The 16,763-nt window shown below is 45.3% G+C and carries 10 protein-coding genes; 3 read left to right on the forward strand and 7 right to left on the reverse strand.

From position 1 onward, the window contains the following. Positions 1 to 174 precede the first annotated feature (174 nt). On the reverse strand, positions 175 to 1,152 hold the full coding sequence (locus tag KJB05_RS08870) for a tripartite tricarboxylate transporter substrate binding protein (RefSeq protein ID WP_038890064.1): 978 nt from the start codon (positions 1,150 to 1,152) through the stop codon (positions 175 to 177). 284 nt (positions 1,153 to 1,436) lie between these two features. On the opposite strand from KJB05_RS08870, the gene KJB05_RS08875 reads away from it, so the two are divergent. Beyond that, entirely contained in the window at positions 1,437 to 1,835 is a 399-nt protein-coding gene (locus KJB05_RS08875) for a GFA family protein (protein ID WP_039974401.1), read from the forward strand. Between the two features lie 158 nt (positions 1,836 to 1,993). Here the strand turns inward: KJB05_RS08875 and KJB05_RS08880 are convergent, their stop codons facing one another. After that, complete coding sequence (locus tag KJB05_RS08880; RefSeq protein ID WP_009704384.1) at positions 1,994 to 2,443, reverse strand: GNAT family N-acetyltransferase; 450 nt, start codon at positions 2,441 to 2,443, stop codon at positions 1,994 to 1,996. Positions 2,444 to 2,535: 92 nt separating this feature from the next. Continuing rightward, positions 2,536 to 3,024 (reverse strand): prepilin-type N-terminal cleavage/methylation domain-containing protein, encoded by a 489-nt coding sequence (locus KJB05_RS08885; protein WP_005442162.1) that lies wholly within the window; start codon positions 3,022 to 3,024, stop codon positions 2,536 to 2,538. A 517-nt stretch (positions 3,025 to 3,541) separates the two neighbouring features. Here KJB05_RS08885 and KJB05_RS08890 point away from each other — a divergent pair. Both KJB05_RS08890 and KJB05_RS08895 read left to right on the forward strand, forming a co-directional pair. Then, a complete protein-coding gene (locus KJB05_RS08890; RefSeq protein ID WP_208445486.1) occupies positions 3,542 to 6,670 on the forward strand; it encodes an HD domain-containing phosphohydrolase in 3,129 nt (1,042 codons plus the stop codon). Positions 6,671 to 6,878: 208 nt separating this feature from the next. Beyond that, on the forward strand, positions 6,879 to 10,022 hold the full coding sequence (locus KJB05_RS08895; RefSeq protein WP_208445487.1) for an HD domain-containing phosphohydrolase: 3,144 nt from the start codon (positions 6,879 to 6,881) through the stop codon (positions 10,020 to 10,022). Between the two features lie 26 nt (positions 10,023 to 10,048). On the opposite strand, the gene KJB05_RS08900 is transcribed toward KJB05_RS08895, so the two are convergent. The 4 genes from KJB05_RS08900 to tssK are packed head-to-tail and all read right to left on the reverse strand — an operon-like array spanning position 10,049 to position 16,745. Beyond that, positions 10,049 to 10,765 carry a protein kinase gene (locus KJB05_RS08900; protein ID WP_208445507.1) on the reverse strand — a complete coding sequence of 239 codons (717 nt, stop codon included), beginning with the start codon at positions 10,763 to 10,765 and terminating at the stop codon, positions 10,049 to 10,051. A gap of 2 nt (positions 10,766 to 10,767) precedes the next feature. After that, a complete protein-coding gene (gene tssM, locus KJB05_RS08905) occupies positions 10,768 to 14,157 on the reverse strand; it encodes a type VI secretion system membrane subunit TssM (RefSeq protein ID WP_208445488.1) in 3,390 nt (1,129 codons plus the stop codon). Further along, positions 14,154 to 15,407 (reverse strand): type IVB secretion system protein IcmH/DotU, encoded by a 1,254-nt coding sequence (gene icmH, locus KJB05_RS08910; protein WP_208445489.1) that lies wholly within the window; start codon positions 15,405 to 15,407, stop codon positions 14,154 to 14,156. Before icmH ends, tssM begins: the two co-directional genes overlap by 4 nt. Before the next feature lie 6 nt (positions 15,408 to 15,413). Continuing rightward, positions 15,414 to 16,745 carry a type VI secretion system baseplate subunit TssK gene (tssK, locus tag KJB05_RS08915; RefSeq protein WP_208445490.1) on the reverse strand — a complete coding sequence of 444 codons (1,332 nt, stop codon included), beginning with the start codon at positions 16,743 to 16,745 and terminating at the stop codon, positions 15,414 to 15,416. Positions 16,746 to 16,763 lie beyond the last annotated feature (18 nt).

Here is a 16,763-nt window from a genome sequence, read left to right on the forward strand (position 1 = left end):
ACTAAGTCATTAACAATTAAGCGCATCGCTGCTAGTCGAGTTACTTAGTGTTTACCAATCAATAAACAAAGGAGTTTTTACTTGTCGATTATCGACAATGCCCATATACGGTGAAATTAGAGTGCAAATACAACTGGGGCTAGGGATAGCTAACCCCATAAACTCGGATGGGAGTTATTGCTTCTTAAGGAAACCTAATTCGCGCATTAGATCGCCCATTTGCTGCTCTTGCTCTTCTAGGAACGCGAAGAACTCTTTATCCGCTTTGTAGTTGTCAATCCAGCCGTTGCGGTCACGAACAACTTGCCATTCGTCCGTTTTGTACATCTTGGTCAGAGCTGCGTTCCATTCGTCGAGCTTGGCTTGGCTTGTGCCAGGAGCGGCAAAGAAACCACGCCAGTTCGCGAACACAGTCTCATTGCCATATTCTTTCAGGGTAGGGATGTTTGGTGCAGCGTCTAGACGTTTTGGTGCCGTAATCGCCAGTACTTTTACCTGACCAGATTTCGACATCTCTAGCACTTCGCCAAGACCGGTTGAAAGCAATTGTGTTTCGCCAGATAGAAGTGCTGCCATTGCTTTACCGCCAGCATCGTACGCGATGTAGCGAACTTTACGCGCGTCAAAACCTTCGCCTTTAAATGCGGCTGCGACGACTAGGTGATCCATCGAGCCTCGTGCAGAACCGCCAGCGATTTTTACTTTACGTGGGTTAGATTCGAAATCTTTGACCACATCTTCCCATGTGTTGTATTTCGAATCCGCGGAAGTCACGATAGCGCCGTAGTCAGCAATCGTTGCGGCTACTGGCGTCAGATCTCGGAAGGATTGCGGGAAGATACCCGTCAGTGAACGAACAACGATTGGGGTTGAGTTGACCATCAGCGTGTCAGGTTGGCGCTCAGCGGTTTCGATGAGGTGCGCAATGGCTTTACCACCACCGCCACCAGAGAGGTTTTGGAAAGAGACATTCTCAACGATGTCTGATTTAACCAGAACATCACCTGTGCCACGAGCTGTCATATCCCAACCGCCACCAGCACCACCAGGGATTAGGAAATGGATTTTTTCAACATCAGCAGCAAAAGCGTGGAAAGAAAATGAGGCTGCAATGATAGATGCGGCGAGCGTTGGTTTGAGTACCTTTAACATGTTTCACGTTCCTTATGTTGGTGACTCTCTTGTTTTGAAGAGCCTTATTATTTGTTCTCCTAACGAGGTAGGGAGACTCGCTAGTGATGAGCTAAAGGTTAATAAGGTGTTAACGCGATGTCTCTAATGCGTAGATAAAGAGAATATTGAGAATAAGCGACATTTTGTTCATAAAGTTCACGCAAACATGCCGGCCGGAGAATGTGGTGAAAGACTAGGTTGGTCACATCAATTGAGAGTCTAAAACCGCCATAATGATGGAGGTTGAATAGGGAGGAACAGCGATGAAAGGAACATGTTTATGTGGCGCTATTGAAGTGACCGCACCTAAACACAATGAAGTGAGTTTGTGTCATTGCGATATGTGTCGAAAGTGGTCAAGTGGACCTCTGCATGCGGTGCATTGCGGCCCCGATGTGACATTTAGTGGTGCAGAGCCCAAACGCTATCAATCATCCCAATGGGCAGTACGAGGTTTTTGTGCTGAATGCGGCACAAACATCTATTACCATTTATTGGCAACGGATGAATACATTCTTTCAGCTGGGTTATTTAATGAGCCAGATTTCAAATTGAGCTTAGAGATCTTCACGGATGAGAAGCCTGCGTACTATGATCTACAGCCACACAGCAAGAAAATGACAGCTCAAGAAGTGTTTGACCAATACGCGCCAGAAGAGTAGATAATCATGAAGTTTCTTTGGTTAAAGGTATTACTGACGGTAGCGGTATTTGCTGGTTTGTTTTTGATTGTGTATCAGCAAGTACAAAGTGGCGTAAGTTGAACATAAAAAGCCGAGTACAACTCGGCTTTTCGCTTTTTGTTCACGTGTCGGTTTGATTACTTAAGCATGTGAACATAGTTATAAAACTCGACATCGCGTACGTAACCGTGTTTCTCATACACAGATTGAGCGGCTTTGTTGTCTATGCCTGTGCTTAACATAACAAAGGCAGAGTCGGTCTCTTTCGCCAGTTGGTCTGCTTGTTCCAATAAGCGTTCACCAATTCCTCGTTTTCTCTGGGATGAATCCACATACAAATCGTAGAGAAGCCAAATCTTTTTCATTTCTAACGAACAGAAGAGTGGATAAAGCTGCGCAAAACCGAGCGTTTGCCCACTTTCATCAGTCGCGTAGTACACGACTGATTCTTCATTCTCAATACGAGCTTTGATAAAAGCCTCGGGATCTTTACCTGAAACATCGACTTGGTAGAACTCAAGATACTTCAGGTAAAGAGGGGCAATTTTCGCAACGTCAGAGGCGTCTGCTTTTTTTACAACGATCATAATAAAACCTCAAAGGCATATAGGACGTTAGCAAGCATACGCCTAATGTGCAGTAAGGCTTTCCGGTAATCTAATCTCTCTAAAATGATGAGCTAGCAATAGTCGTAGAATTTAATCACTCTCAGTTCATCCATGGCCACGATGCCTTCTCCATCGAAAGCCGTGAAGGGGCGATTAATATTGATAAAGCAGCCCGAGTCTCGGATCTGTTGTAAGGATTTTTCCTTACCTAAATAGACCAGTAATGAGGGTGTTTCCGTAGAGCCTGTATTGGCAAGGTTGAACCCGTCAATTTCCATTGCATTCGCCACGTTAAAATCATCCAACGCGAGCGAACCCATACGAATATAAATGTCATGGTCTGACAGTTTTGCCAACGGTTCCTTTTCAACGCCTTGTATTTTGGCCTTGGTCATCACGACCTCATTGGTAGCATGAAAAGCACCAACGAATGCTTCTAGGGTATTGATTCGAGCCTCGCGTTGCATTTGCATCATCTTAGGTGCAGAAAACAGTCCAATGATCGCCAGTACTACAACCGCAACCACCACTTCTGTTAGGGAGAATCCTTTTTGTTTCATAGAGATTTCTTATAAATGGGGTGTAACACAAAAGAGGTGACATGGTAGCGAGCGAAGTGCTCAGGATAAATTTGAGATGAACGATTGTTTCAACAGATAAAACCTATCAGTGCTTATTCTCATCCAAATACAAGCGATGCTTTTTTCTTATTTTCACGACAAGCAGTGTGTATTGATTCCCACTAGAATAAACATTGAGCTTATTAGAAAGGTGGTGTCTATGCGGGTGTTGTCAGGTTTTGTGAATGCCTTTTGAAGAATGGATTTGCTTGCGATATGCATCAAAAAATAATCGCTGTTAACCATCAATTTGAGTCAATTAACAAGTAATAAATTTGGTTCTGTGAAGGACAATCTTATTTATCGGATCGTTTTAAACATAGGTTTTGCAAAATTGATAGCAAATATTACGTTGTATAAGTCTACGCTTATGTATGGGGTTATTTAGTATTTTGATAGTAAATGGTGATGTAAAGCCGACAGTTTTGGCACTTTATGGTGATGCCGGGGCGCAAGAATGAAACGCAGTTCTGAGCTAAAAAGTAAATATTCAATCAAGTTCATTGTAAGTAGCATGTTCATGTTAGTGACGGCACTTACGGCGATCTTTGCTATGGGTATGCAGTATTACTTTGGGCAGAAAATGTCGCAGGAGCACGTCATCTCAAGGTTGAGTACGGCGGCGGCAGATGTAAGTGAATACATTCACCAAGTCGATAGCAATGCGATCAGCAGTACAAGAATGCTCAAGAGCTTTCTTTCTATGTCTGACCACAACTTTTCTGAAAAAGAAATTCTCACTTTGTTTGCTCAGGTTTTGGATGAAAACCCGTTCATTCAAAGCTTGTATGTGGGTAGCGAGAATGAAGATTTCTTTCAAATCATTAACCTAAAAACCTCGGTAACGATTCGCGATAAGATGAGCGCCGATGTGGTAGATCGCTGGGCTATCGCTAAAGCCACTGGCATTGGTCCGGATAGACAAATGATCGTGTCGTACGTGGACAGCAGCTTTAATGTGAATCGAACCGTTGCGAGCAAAACGTCATTTTATCCTACACGCAGACCATGGTTTATCGGGGCGACAGAAACAAACGTCTATAAGACCGAGCCTTACCTGTTTAAAAATATGAAGGTCACGGGTCAGAGCTATGCGATCCGCAGTGGTAAAGATGTTATCGGTATCGATATTGAACTGTCGACACTGAATTCTAAAATTGCGTCAACCGCACTGGGTATGAGTTTAGAAAGTGGGGCAGAGTCTTTTATCTTCAACCATAAGGGTGAAGTGATCGCGTCGAACATCGATCTAGAACGCGATATCGAAGTGCCACCGTCTGAACCATTGACGCTGACTGAGCCTCAGCGTGCGCTTGTGATGAACTCACCGGCATTATTGGTTTCGAACCAAAACGACTGGGGACCTTATGACTTTTCTCAAGCTGGTGAACCTCAAGGTTATGCGGTCGATTTGTTGAGAATTCTCTCTCAGCAAACCGGCTTAGAGTTCGATTTTATCAATGGTTTTGAATCGATCACGCTGTCGAAAAAGTACTTGAGAGGCACCATTGATGTTTTGCATTCCGTGTCTGGTGAAGTACCTGAATACGGCGAGCAAAGCGCTACCATGTACACCGCAGACTTGGCGATAGCAGGGAAAAGCCAACGCTTCATTCCTACTTCACTTAAAAACTTCCCTGAGGAAGTGGGTGTTGTTTGCGGGTTTGGAATGAAGGAGTGGTTACAAGAAAACTACCCTAAGCTGAACATCGTTGAATTTGAAAGCTTAAGTGATGCAAAGGAAGCACTAGAGAAAGGCGAGATTCCTTATTTGGTTGATACCTATTTGACGTTGGATGAACTGAATGGCTTGGAGAGAACATCGACCGTCACGGTAAGAAAACTGGATGCGAAGCCAGTGCCTTATCACATTTACATAAACCAAAAGCACGCGGGCTTATTAGAGGTGCTCAACCTTGCTATCGAGTCGATTACACCGGAGCAAAGAGAAGCGTTAACGCAAAAATGGCTGGAATCAAACCATTGGCGCGGAACGTTTGTGCCATACCCTGAAGTATTTCAATTGTCGAAAGACACGTCTAACTACAACACCATGGTGAGACGAAGTATTGAAGGACAAAACTACTTTGTTTATGTCACCCCGATCTCAAGTTCCAGTGGCGGTGATGATTACTTCTCGGTAGTGATTCCGAAAGAAATCGTCACCGATGCAGTAACAGAGCGTTTGTTTAACTCGTTGCTGTTTACTGCGTTAGTTATGTTAGGCCTTTTCCCTCTGGCTTGGCGACTCGGCACACCAATGACTCGTTCAATCTACGCACTGAAAGCGAGAACGAGAAAGATTCGTGCTCGAAATTTCGATCAAGTGTGGCCGGTGACTACAAGAGTAAAAGAGATTGATGAACTCTCAGATGCAATGATGGAAATGGTGGCCGAGATTCAGTCACACGAGAAGCAGCAAGAAGAGTTTGTTGAAGCCTTTATTCGACTTATCGCACAAGCGATCGATGACAAGTCACCATACACTGCAGGGCATTGTAACCGAGTGCCAGAAATCGGCATGATGCTGGCGGAAGCGGCTGAAAAATGTCAGAGCGGTAAATTCAAAAACTTCGCCTTCCAAAATGACGCAGAACGAAGAGAGTTCCGTATCGCGGCTTGGTTGCACGACTGTGGCAAAATCACCACACCAGAGCACATCGTTGATAAAGGCACCAAGCTAGAGGCAAACTACAACCGAATTAATGAAATTCGCACTCGCTTTGAAGTGTTACGCAGAGACCTCGAAATCGAATACCTCAACACCTTGTTACGCGGCGAGGTTGGCAAAGACGTAGCAAAAGCCGAGTTTGAAGAAAAAGTACGTCAACTCAACGATGACTTTGAGTTTATCGCCAATGCAAACATTGGTGGTGAGTTCATGAGTGAAGACAAGATCGAGCGCGTGAAGCAAATTGCTGAGATAACGTGGTTACGATACTTTGACGACCGCTTAGGTTTGTCACCATTTGAGGAAATGAACAAGCCAACGTCCAACACGCAGTTGCCGGTTAGGGAAAAGCTGTTGGAAGACAAGCCAGAACATATCATCAAGCGTATTCGCCCTGTTGAGTTTGCGCCGGAACATGGCATTCAAATGCAAGTGCCGGAACATCAGTACAACATGGGTGAAGTTTATAACCTGACGATTTCTCGCGGTACGCTGACACCAGAAGATCGCTTCAAAATCAATGAACACATGATAAGTGGCATTAAGATGCTTGAGGCCTTGCCGTTCCCACCAGAGCTAAGCAATGTTCCGCGTTATGCGTCTACTCACCACGAGACGCTGAAAGGGACAGGATACCCCCGTAAGTTGAGTGCGGATGACTTGTCGATTCCAGAGCGCATCTTAGTGATTGCGGACATTTTTGAGGCATTAACGGCGGGAGACCGACCTTACAAGAAAGCAAAGCCAGTGAGTGTGGCTATCGATATCATGTATAAAATGGCGTTGGACGAGCACTTGGATATGGACCTGTTCTTGTTGTTCCTAGAGAGCGGCGTTTACCTCGAATACGCGAAGAAGTTTATGCCAGAAACGCAAGTGGACGAGGTTGATATTCAAAAGTATCTCTTCCACTGAGTCGCAATGATTTAACCCTCCCAAACACATCAGCAAAGAGCGGTACTTCGGTATCGCTCTTTTTATTGTGTAAAAGTGATCTGCGCTCTAACGCAATGCAAGTGTATGAAAAATATGTACTAGACTTGAAGTGCATGTAACTCAAGATGTTCTATTTTAAAAAAGAGTTACTTAGTTTGCTGTTGAAGCCATCGGAGGGCTTTATTACGTGAAAACTAAATCAGGTACTCCTCGCAAGTTTTCCATCAAGTTTACGGTAGGTAGCTTATTTATCATCGCTACGGCAGTGACTGCATCACTTGGTCTCGGGATGCAGTATTACTTCGGCAAGCAAATGTCGGAAGAACATATCCTGACGCACTTAACCATGACAGCCAAAGACGTCAGTAACCATATTCATCAAATTGATGCGAGTGCGACGAGTAGCGCGGGAATTCTGCGAAGTGTGGCGGATTTTAGTGATTCCGAGTTTAGTGAAACTGAAATTCAACGGGTATTCATCCAAACTCTGATCGACAACCCAGTCTTTTACAGTATTTATTTTGCTGACAATGAAGAGTTTTTTTATCAGGTCATCAACTTAGAATCTTCCCCGATTGTGCGTGGACAAATCGATGCATCAAATGAAGAACGTTGGGTTGTTATCAAAGTAACGGGCGAAGGTGAGCAGCGTTCAAAACAGACATTTTACTACTCTGAGGGACTGGATCTCGTTCGTCAATCTGAAGAGAAAAGTAACTTTTATCCATCACGAAGACCTTGGTTTGATAGTGCTTCAAGAGATAGCGTTTACAAAACGAATCCTTATCTGTTTCAACACTTAAAGATCACGGGGCAAACCTACTCTGTCCGTAGTAAAGGAGCGGTAATCGGTGTTGATACGGTACTGTCATCATTGAGCGAGAAAATTAGTGCAACCGAGCTTGGGATGAAGAAAGAAGATGGTGTTGAAGCCTTCATTTTCAATGATCGCGGTGAAGTGGTTGCCTCAAGTGTTAATGTTTTTCACGAGGTTAAGATCCCGGACTCGTCCCTCTTGGCACTGAATGAACAGCAAAAAACATTATTCAACCAACGAGAGTTTGTGATTTCCAATCAAAATGATTGGGGGCCTTACGACTATACGCAAAGTGGTGAACCTGGAGGGTACGCAGTTGATGTGCTCAACTTAGTCTCTCAGAAAACAGGCATGATTCTAGAATTTGTGAACGGTTTCAGCTCTGAAGATCTAGTGAGAAAATACCGTCAGAGTGAAATCGATATTCTGCAGCCTGTACTCGGAACACCTGATGGCTTAGGTATAAAGAGCACTCCAATTTTTACCGGCCAACTTGCGATTGCGACTAAAACAGAAAACCCGATGCCTACGTCCTTGAATGAACTTAGCAATCAAACGGTTGGCGTCGTCGCTGGTTTTGGCATGAAAGAGTGGCTACTTGAACGCTATCCAACACTCAACATTATTGAGGAACCCAATTTAGATCTGGCTAAACGGGCTTTACATATGGGGGAGATAAAGTATCTCGTTGATAGCTATTTGACCATGGTTGAAATAAAGCGATTGGTCAGACTCACTCATGTACATGTTGCTAAACTGGACGCACCGCCGCTCGAGTATTCACTTTTTATGAAAAACAAAGACAAAGCAGTCGTCGAGGTGATCAACCAAGCTATTGCTGCTATTACTCCGGAACAAAAAATGGCGCTAAAAGAGAAGTGGCTTAAGCCTCACCAGTGGCGAGGTAGCTTTGTTCCATATCCTGAAGTTTATGAACTCGTGATTCAGGAAGAAAAACATGATGCGATGAACAAGGTAAACATCGAGGGCGAAGATCGCTTTCTCTACATTACAAAGCTGCAGTCGACACGTGGCACGAACGATTACTTTGCGGTGCTTGTTTCTGGCAAAGTTATCACTGATGCCGTAACCAGTCGTTTGTCGAAAGCGATAGTGATTACCGCTTTTGTGATGCTTATTTTGTTTCCATTGGCATGGAAGGTTGGTGCTCCAATCGTTCGTCCTATCTTGGCGTTACGTCGAGAGACAATAAAGATTAAAGAACGCCAATTTGATCGTTTGGTTCCAGTTGAGACGAGAATCAAAGAAGTCTCTGATTTGTCCGATTCGGTCACTGAAATGACGCAAGAGATTCAACATCACGAGCAACAGCAAGAAGAGTTTGTTGAGGCCTTTATTCGCCTTATCGCGCAAGCGATCGATGACAAGTCTCCTTATACTGCGGGGCACTGTAATCGTGTTCCAGAAATTGGCTTGATGCTGGCAGAGGCAGTAGAGAAGTGCGACACCGGTAAGTTCAAAGACTTTAAGTTCAACAATGAAGACGAACGACGTGAATTCCGTATCGCGGCTTGGTTACACGACTGTGGCAAGATCACCACGCCAGAACACATCGTTGATAAAGGCACTAAGTTAGAAGCCAACTACAATCGCATCAATGAAATTCGCACTCGCTTCGAGGTGTTAAGGCGAGATGCTGAAGTGGAAATGTGGAAGTCGATATCTACTGGTGAACTGTCAAAAGAAGAGGCGCAAGCCAAGTTCGACCAACGAGTTGCGCAGTTGGATGAAGACTTCCGATTTGTTGCCAACGCCAACGTGGGTGGTGAGTTCATGAGTGACGAGAAGATTGAGCGCATTAAACAAATCGCCCAACAAACTTGGTTGCGTCACTATGATGATCATCTTGGCCTTTCTCCATTTGAAGAAATGATTAAGCCAAAATCTGACGTGACGCTACCCGTGGTTGAAAACCTTTTGGCGGATAAGCCTGACCATATTATCGAGCGCGTTCGCCCAATGGAATTTGCACCAGAACATGGCATTAAGGTGCAAGTGCCAGAGCATCAATATAACTTGGGTGAAGTGTACAACCTGACCATTTCCCGCGGGACGTTAACACCAGAAGACCGTTTCAAGATTAACGAGCACATGATCAGTGGGATCAAAATGCTGGGGGCACTGCCATTCCCTCCGGAGTTAAGTAACGTGCCGCGTTACGCTTCGACTCACCATGAGACGCTGAAAGGCACAGGCTATCCGCGTCGGTTGAGTGCAGAAGATTTATCGACCCCAGAACGCATTTTGGTGATTGCCGATATTTTCGAAGCATTAACGGCGGGAGATCGACCTTACAAGAAAGCCAAGCCAGTGAGCGTTGCTGTTGACATCATGTACAAGATGGCACTGGACGAACACTTGGATATGGACTTGTTCTTGTTGTTCTTAGAAAGCGGGGTTTACCGTGACTATGCTAACAAGTTTATGCCAGCCGAACAGGTTGATGAGGTGGATATTGAGAAGTATCTGAAGTCCAAATCATCAGACGCGTAAGCCAGAGAGCTTAGATCGTTGAATCTCTACAACTTCAAAGAGTGGCGCATTCGTTGCCACTCTTTTTGTATCAAGACTTGGTAGCGCGTTGGTAAATCAATGTTGCTTGGGGTAGGTAGCAGTTCTGCCGCTTCTTGTAGCGAGAGACCGGTAAAGGGATGTTGATCGTGGCAGCTGAGCAAGGTCATAGCCAAGGCATAGAAATCATCGTTCTTACTTGCCTGACCGATATGCAGAGAGGGGCGGGTCGCACTATAGGCTCGGCTAACGGATGCATGTGAATGCTCTCGGTATTTAGCATCAACACGAATCACACTGCCAAAGTCGATAAGCCGAACTTGGTTGTTCGGCGTCACGATGACGTTGTGTGGCTTGATATCGCCATGCAGATAACCCGTTTTGTGTAGATTTAGCAAAGCGAATTCAAGCTTGGTTATTATGTCTTGAGGTAATAAATCAGGTTCTATTGTGTTAAGTGTTTTACCTTCCAGATATTGGCTCATTAACCAGTCGGCGTGGTTTTGCGAGCCGTAACCATGAAAGTTCGCCCAGTAATCCGACGCGTATTTGGATAGAAAGTCCGCTTCCGCCATCAAAGCTCGTTTCTCAGCCAAGCTGCGTGCTACCTTGATGACCACAGTGCCATAAAGTTTGTGCTCGCACTGAAAAACGTTTTCGCTCAGAGGCGCTACATAAGTAACGCCACAGGCTCTAAACAGGGTTTGATTGGCGAACGTATTCATCACTAAATGCTCGCCGGTAACACAAAGCCCGCAAAGAAGTTCGGTACGAACGGATTGTTCTGACCTTGAGTTTTAATCGTTAAGCGAACCTTATCGCCATTGTAATCAAACTCAAGCTGAGTGCTTTGCGAAGAGGTTGAAGTGACGCGCGGCTCAATCAAGCGGAACCATGCCCAACTGCCTTTAAACTGTTCATTGGCAATCGGCGTTGCTTGTTTTTGTAGACGCACCGTTAGTGCATCTTGTGCGACAGAATCACCTTTCCAGCTTTGTTGTGTCCACAGCATTGGACCGTGTTGATAAGTGAAAATCGGTTTTTCAGCACGAATGGAAAACTCAGTCAGCGCCGAGCTCATTTCTGTTGGTTTCATCTGGAATTGAATCGCGACGTTTTTCGGGTCAGCTAAAAACAGGGCAGAGCGAATGTCTTTGGCTTTATCAAACATCAGCCAAATCGCAGGATCTAATGCAAAGCTAGTATTTGGCAACAAGCCGGACATAAACGGCGCTCGTTGCTCTGTCGAAAAGCCTTTCAACATGGTTTGATAGAAGGTGTCCAACGTGCCATCGGTTTTAAAGAAGGCAGCAACATCCGCTGTGCTTGCGTCGCTGTTGGCACTTTTCTTAAACGGGTAGAAAGCCGCGATGGTGTTTTCATAAGGCTGGTAGACTTCGCTGTTCCACATACTATTAAGGTATTGGTGAGCTAAGTTCATTACCAATTCGTTAGTTTGCACTGTCACGTAGTCGATCACTTCACCGGATAACGGTGGCTGGGAATCGGTCAATGACGCCAACTGTGCGACCGGATTTTGCGCTTTTAAACCGGCAGATAAAGTCTCGTAAGCCACTTTGTCTGGCGTGTTGGACTTGTAGAACTGATCGAGCCATTTGGCCGTGTTCGCAAAACCTTCCAGAACGGTATCTATTGGTTTTTTACCCTGATCGTCTGGCGTCACTTGTTTGTGGAAATCATTAAACGTCAGTGTGACTTGGCGAGCTGATTCCTTTTTCTCGTTGTCTTGCGCAGCATCGGCAATCTCTTCATCGGTCTTCTTCTTCGCATCTTTTGGCTCAGGTAGAAGAACCGAAGTGTAGTTGCTGATGGTGGTAAACAGCTTAGACATTGGATTGTTTGAGGCATTGTTGAGCACGTTCAAGCTGGCATTCAACTGCTCAGAACCGGAAATGGTTTTCACCTCGATGCTGTTAATAAAATCGCGCCAATAATTGATGTAATCGTTCTGGTACATGCGTTTTAAATCGTGGCTGATTCTATGCATCTCTAGCGCGCTTGGTGCTTGCCCTGCGATGCCTTCATAAGCGGATAACGCTTCGATCAGAAGAGGGGATTCCACCGAAAGATCGAGCTCGTTAAAGCCAGTCGGTGTGTACAAGTAAGGAACGAAATAGCCAACGTAGCCAGGTTTGAATTGGTATATCTGATTGAAGTTGGAACCAAGTTCTTTACGCACATCAATGCGCTTCTCGTACGCATGATCGTTCAAAATGTGTTGGTAGAGTAGCGTCTCGATATTGGATTGATTGATGACTTGCTTCGCCAACCCTTCAAGCTCTTGATTGGCAGTTGTCGCCACTAAGTGCTGGTTAAACACGTCGTCGAGCAGCACTTTAAGCTGAGCAACGTTGGTTTTGTCCGCTTCGCCTTGGTGCTCTAAGTTTGCTAGGAAATAGCTTTTGAGCTCTTCAATGTTGGTACGATTTTTATCAAACAACAGTCGATAGTCATTCAACAATTCGAGCGTTCTGGCTTGATCTTCCAAGTTCACATACACATACAAGTCGCTCTCAATGGTGTGCGCCATAGAAGGGATCAGCACTTGTTGCAGCTCTTTGGTGTAAGCCGCTTCAACTTCTGGTTTGATGGTCGCATTCGGTAGGAATGGCAATGTATACCAAGGTTCAGGCTCCTGATATAACGCGTAAATGCGATGCATGGTGTACAGGTTTGGAATATTGCCCACCAAATCTTCTTTGCTGTATGGCTGTGCTGCGATCGCTTCTTTGTAACGTTCTAACATGCCATCAGCTTTGGCTTCACGATTAGTTTGATAATCGAAGTCGAGCTTAAGAATCGTCAGTGTGCCAACCAGTAGACCGAGCCAAATTAGGGTGTAGGCGGTTTGGCTGAACCACAACCAATTCTCTTTATGGCGGTTAACACCGACTAAAGTATTTTCATTTAGCACAACATGAGACATCAAATGCTGAGCAAATAAGGTTTGTTGAACGGGCATTTGTTGGTGTTGCTGATATTGCTCATTGCCAAGGGATTGATTGACCACGTTCGCCAGTAAATCATGCTGTGCGAAATCACTGCCACTGTGGGTAAAGTAGAAGCCGCGGAAGTTGAGCCCATCTGTGTATTGGTCACCTCGATGCAAACGCTGTAAGAAGTGCCACAAATTCTGTTTAAGCAGACCAAATTGGTATGGCGCACCACAAATGGCATTGCGGAAATCTTGGTTGAGCTGCGCTCCCAACGCATTGCTCATGTTCGAGATTAACTGACCGATGAGGTGGTCGTATTCGTCATTGAACCAATCGGCATCAATGCCACCATGTTTTTGCACTGGGCTGGTGGCGCCGAAAACTTCATTGCGTCTAGCTTCATCAAACGCAGAAAAGAACTGACAGAAATCGCTCACTTGACCCATGTTAGTTAGGACATTGTAGACAGGCAGGTTCAAACCAAATGAACGATTGAATGCTTTGATTTGCGATTTCAATTGGTCGGCTTTTTGTGAAAGGGTTTCACTATTGCCAACTAACTGTTCAATTTCTGTGGTGAGCAACAAGCCGTTAATCGCTTGTCTCGGACGCCATTTATTTAGGCACTGGCACAGCGTTTTTAAGTAAAGCGGTTGTTGATCTTCGCCCATGCTGATGGAAATCAGAATTGAGTGTTCACTGAGCCAAAATAGAATCGGAAACTCAATGTCGTTACCAAAGTCATCCACCTTATAAGCTTCGTAACCCATCTGCGTGATGATGCTTTTGTCTTTGCTTGGGTTATCACTGAGCAACAGGTAAATCGGCTGATCGTAACGGCTGGTTAAGCGCTTTTTACGCTTTTGTACACCGAGCATTTTCTTGAAGTGGAAGGCGAGTAACTTGGATCGTTTGATAATTAGTGCACGTTCTTGGTCTTGCTCAAGACTCTTTTTCACCTTGCGGTTGATTAACCAAAAGCAAAGCCCTGCGGACAGCAGTGCCACAATGGTTGTTACGATAACACCTGTCCATAAGAAATCAGGATACGCAACAAGCCAAGTCAGTAAGCCGCCTAAGATTGCCAGAAGCAGAAGGGTAACAAGGCTCCAAGTGATTGCCTTTTTTCTTGTTGGTGTGTTTGGGTTGTCTTGCATCATTGTGACTCAACCTCGCTTTGTTTATTTTTGTTATTCACCACTAAGCCGTTGACGTTGGCATTCTCTCGATACCAGTTATTGATGGTTTTAGCTTGTTCTGAGTTGTCACATCGAACAATGACGCGAACGTATGAATTGATGTTATCCGCGACAGGTTGATAGTTGGATGTCGGCAGTTGGGCGATAAACTTCTCGGCGTTTTTGAGGTTAGAGAAGGTTGCAAGTTGGACCAGCCAATCAGTGTCCGCTGCAGGACTCGTGACTAGAGCGCTCTTCGTCTCTGGCGTTGAAGTTTTCGCTTGTGGCGTCACGGCTTTTGGTTGGCTCGGCACTGGACGAGGTGGTTGAGTGGTATTTACCGCGACTTTATTGCCTTTTAAATCGTCGTCAGTGCTGACATAAACGATGTCATCCGCACGACCAGATTCAATATAGCGCTGGCTGTACTCACCAAGTTGGACAAAATCACGTGCCCGCTGTGGTTTGGTTTTGTTGTACCAGAAATAGGTGAGTGCAACACTCAAACCAATGACAGTTAAGAAAAACAATGTAGTGACAAGGTAACGTTTCTTGCGCGTAGGCTTACGTGTTTTAGGTACCGAAACCTTAGTATGACAATAGATTCCACCAGCTTGTCGGTACTGACTTAAAATCTGTTCTAGACGGTAGGTAAAGCGCTTTAGCTGTTCGCTGCCTGTTTCGCGGTACTGACCTTTAAAGCCGATATTGAGAAACAGGTAAACCACTTCTAATAAGTCGATCAGCTTGTGCGGTTGGCGCGCTGCTTTCTCTGCCACAGTAAAGAAAAGCTCACCACCGTTGCGCATACCAAACAGTTCACTGAGTAAGGTTTTGTTCTCCCATCCGCGTTTTTCACCCCAATCGGTGTAGACAATCAATTCATCCAAAACCACGGCATACAGGAAACAGAGCTTGTCGATCACGGCGACTGGGTAGGTCAGCTCGGCGCCTTTGGTTTTGATCTCATTAATAGAAGCCACCAGTTGATGCCTGAGCGTAGTGATGTCTTCGGGCTCCGGCAAGGTGTTGATCTTGAGCGTGACAGCCAGTAATTCAGAACTGATGTTGATCAGCTGATTCTCGGCTTTGTCGAAATGATGCAAGAACCCAATATTGGCTTGCGCAGCATTGACCGAATGCCACTTTACGTCTGGCATGTCGGTGTCTTTACTCACGAAGTCGTTTTCGCTGCTGTCCCAAACTAAGGTGTTTTCATCCAAATAGTTCATAACTTACTACCTCAGTGCGTACAGCATCACTTCTAGGTCGCCAACACGTGTATCGACGTGCAGCGCCAGTGCATCGCGGTTTTCAATCATTTCTAACCAATTGCGGTCTGACGTATCCACTTCAAAATACGCTGTACCTTGCATTGGTTTTAGTTCACTTGGCGCAACAGGAAGCGGCGTCAGCTGAACGCCAGAAAGGGCATTACGCACAATCTCGACAATCTTATTATTGCTGCTCAGTTTGGCTGCCGCAGGGAACAATTCGTTAAGCTCGGTGCTGCTTATATTGGAACGGACACTGAGAACGAATCGGCGATCGGACAGGTTGTGACCATCTTTTACCAGAGTGCGAAGCAAGCGGCGTCGTTCAAACAACGAAGTGTCGAACGCAAACTCAATCACCGAGTCTTGTTGAACCAACGTGAGCATATTGCGCAAATTCGAAAAAAGCGGGTTAAAGCAATCGTACAGACGATGGAAATCCAACGGTTGGCAAGGCTCTGGGATCGCAGGTGTGGACGCCATGACTTGCGCTTCAAACTTGCGTAGCTCCAAATAAAGCTGATGGGTTTGAAACTTTGGATTCGACAAAGATAAATCAAACCACGGAAGCCAAGTGTTGAGTGTTTGCAGCCACAGGTAGTCTTGCATCATCGACTGTGGACTCTTTTGTCCTTGTCCGGCTTGAATACGTTTGAGCAAGCTTGTGGCACGGTTGGACGTGAGGGCATGAATCTCTTTCAAACGTTCAACCAATAGCTGTGATGCACCATAGTGCAAACACGCAGGAATAAAGGAACGGTCTAGCATCACTTCGCCCGTTTCGCTGCATTCCAACACCTTGGCGAAAGGAATGAGGGTAAAGCCTGAAGCGTCTTCGCCTTCTAGTTTAATCGCTATATTGAGCTGTGCGACGTCCACTTCAACACTGGCATTTTCAGAGGTTGAAGTATCAAACACATTGATGGTGCGTGTAAGATAGCGGCTTTGTTCCGATTCATCATTGGCGTAATCATTATTGCCTTGCAGAGAGACAGGCAGCGCTAAGTAAGCCATTTTCTCAATCGTACCGTGCGGCACATCTCTGGCGACTTCGCGTTTCAGTTCGAAATGCGTGCCATCTGGGAACAATCCCGCGCTAGAAGAGACGGAAAGCTTGCCAATTTTAAGTAGATCATGATTGATCACCAAGTCGGTCACACCATAGTAAGGGGCATAACCAGCAAGCGTTTCGACGTTTTGTCTGACGTAGTTTTGTGTGTATCTGTCTTGTTGTTGAAAGTGTTGTGGGGCAATGAACATGCCTTCTTGCCAAACGACTTTTTTATATGCGTCCACGAGATTTCCCTATCTACT

This window comes from Vibrio sp. B1ASS3, from assembly GCF_905175355.1.
GTDB lineage: Bacteria > Pseudomonadota > Gammaproteobacteria > Enterobacterales > Vibrionaceae > Vibrio > Vibrio owensii.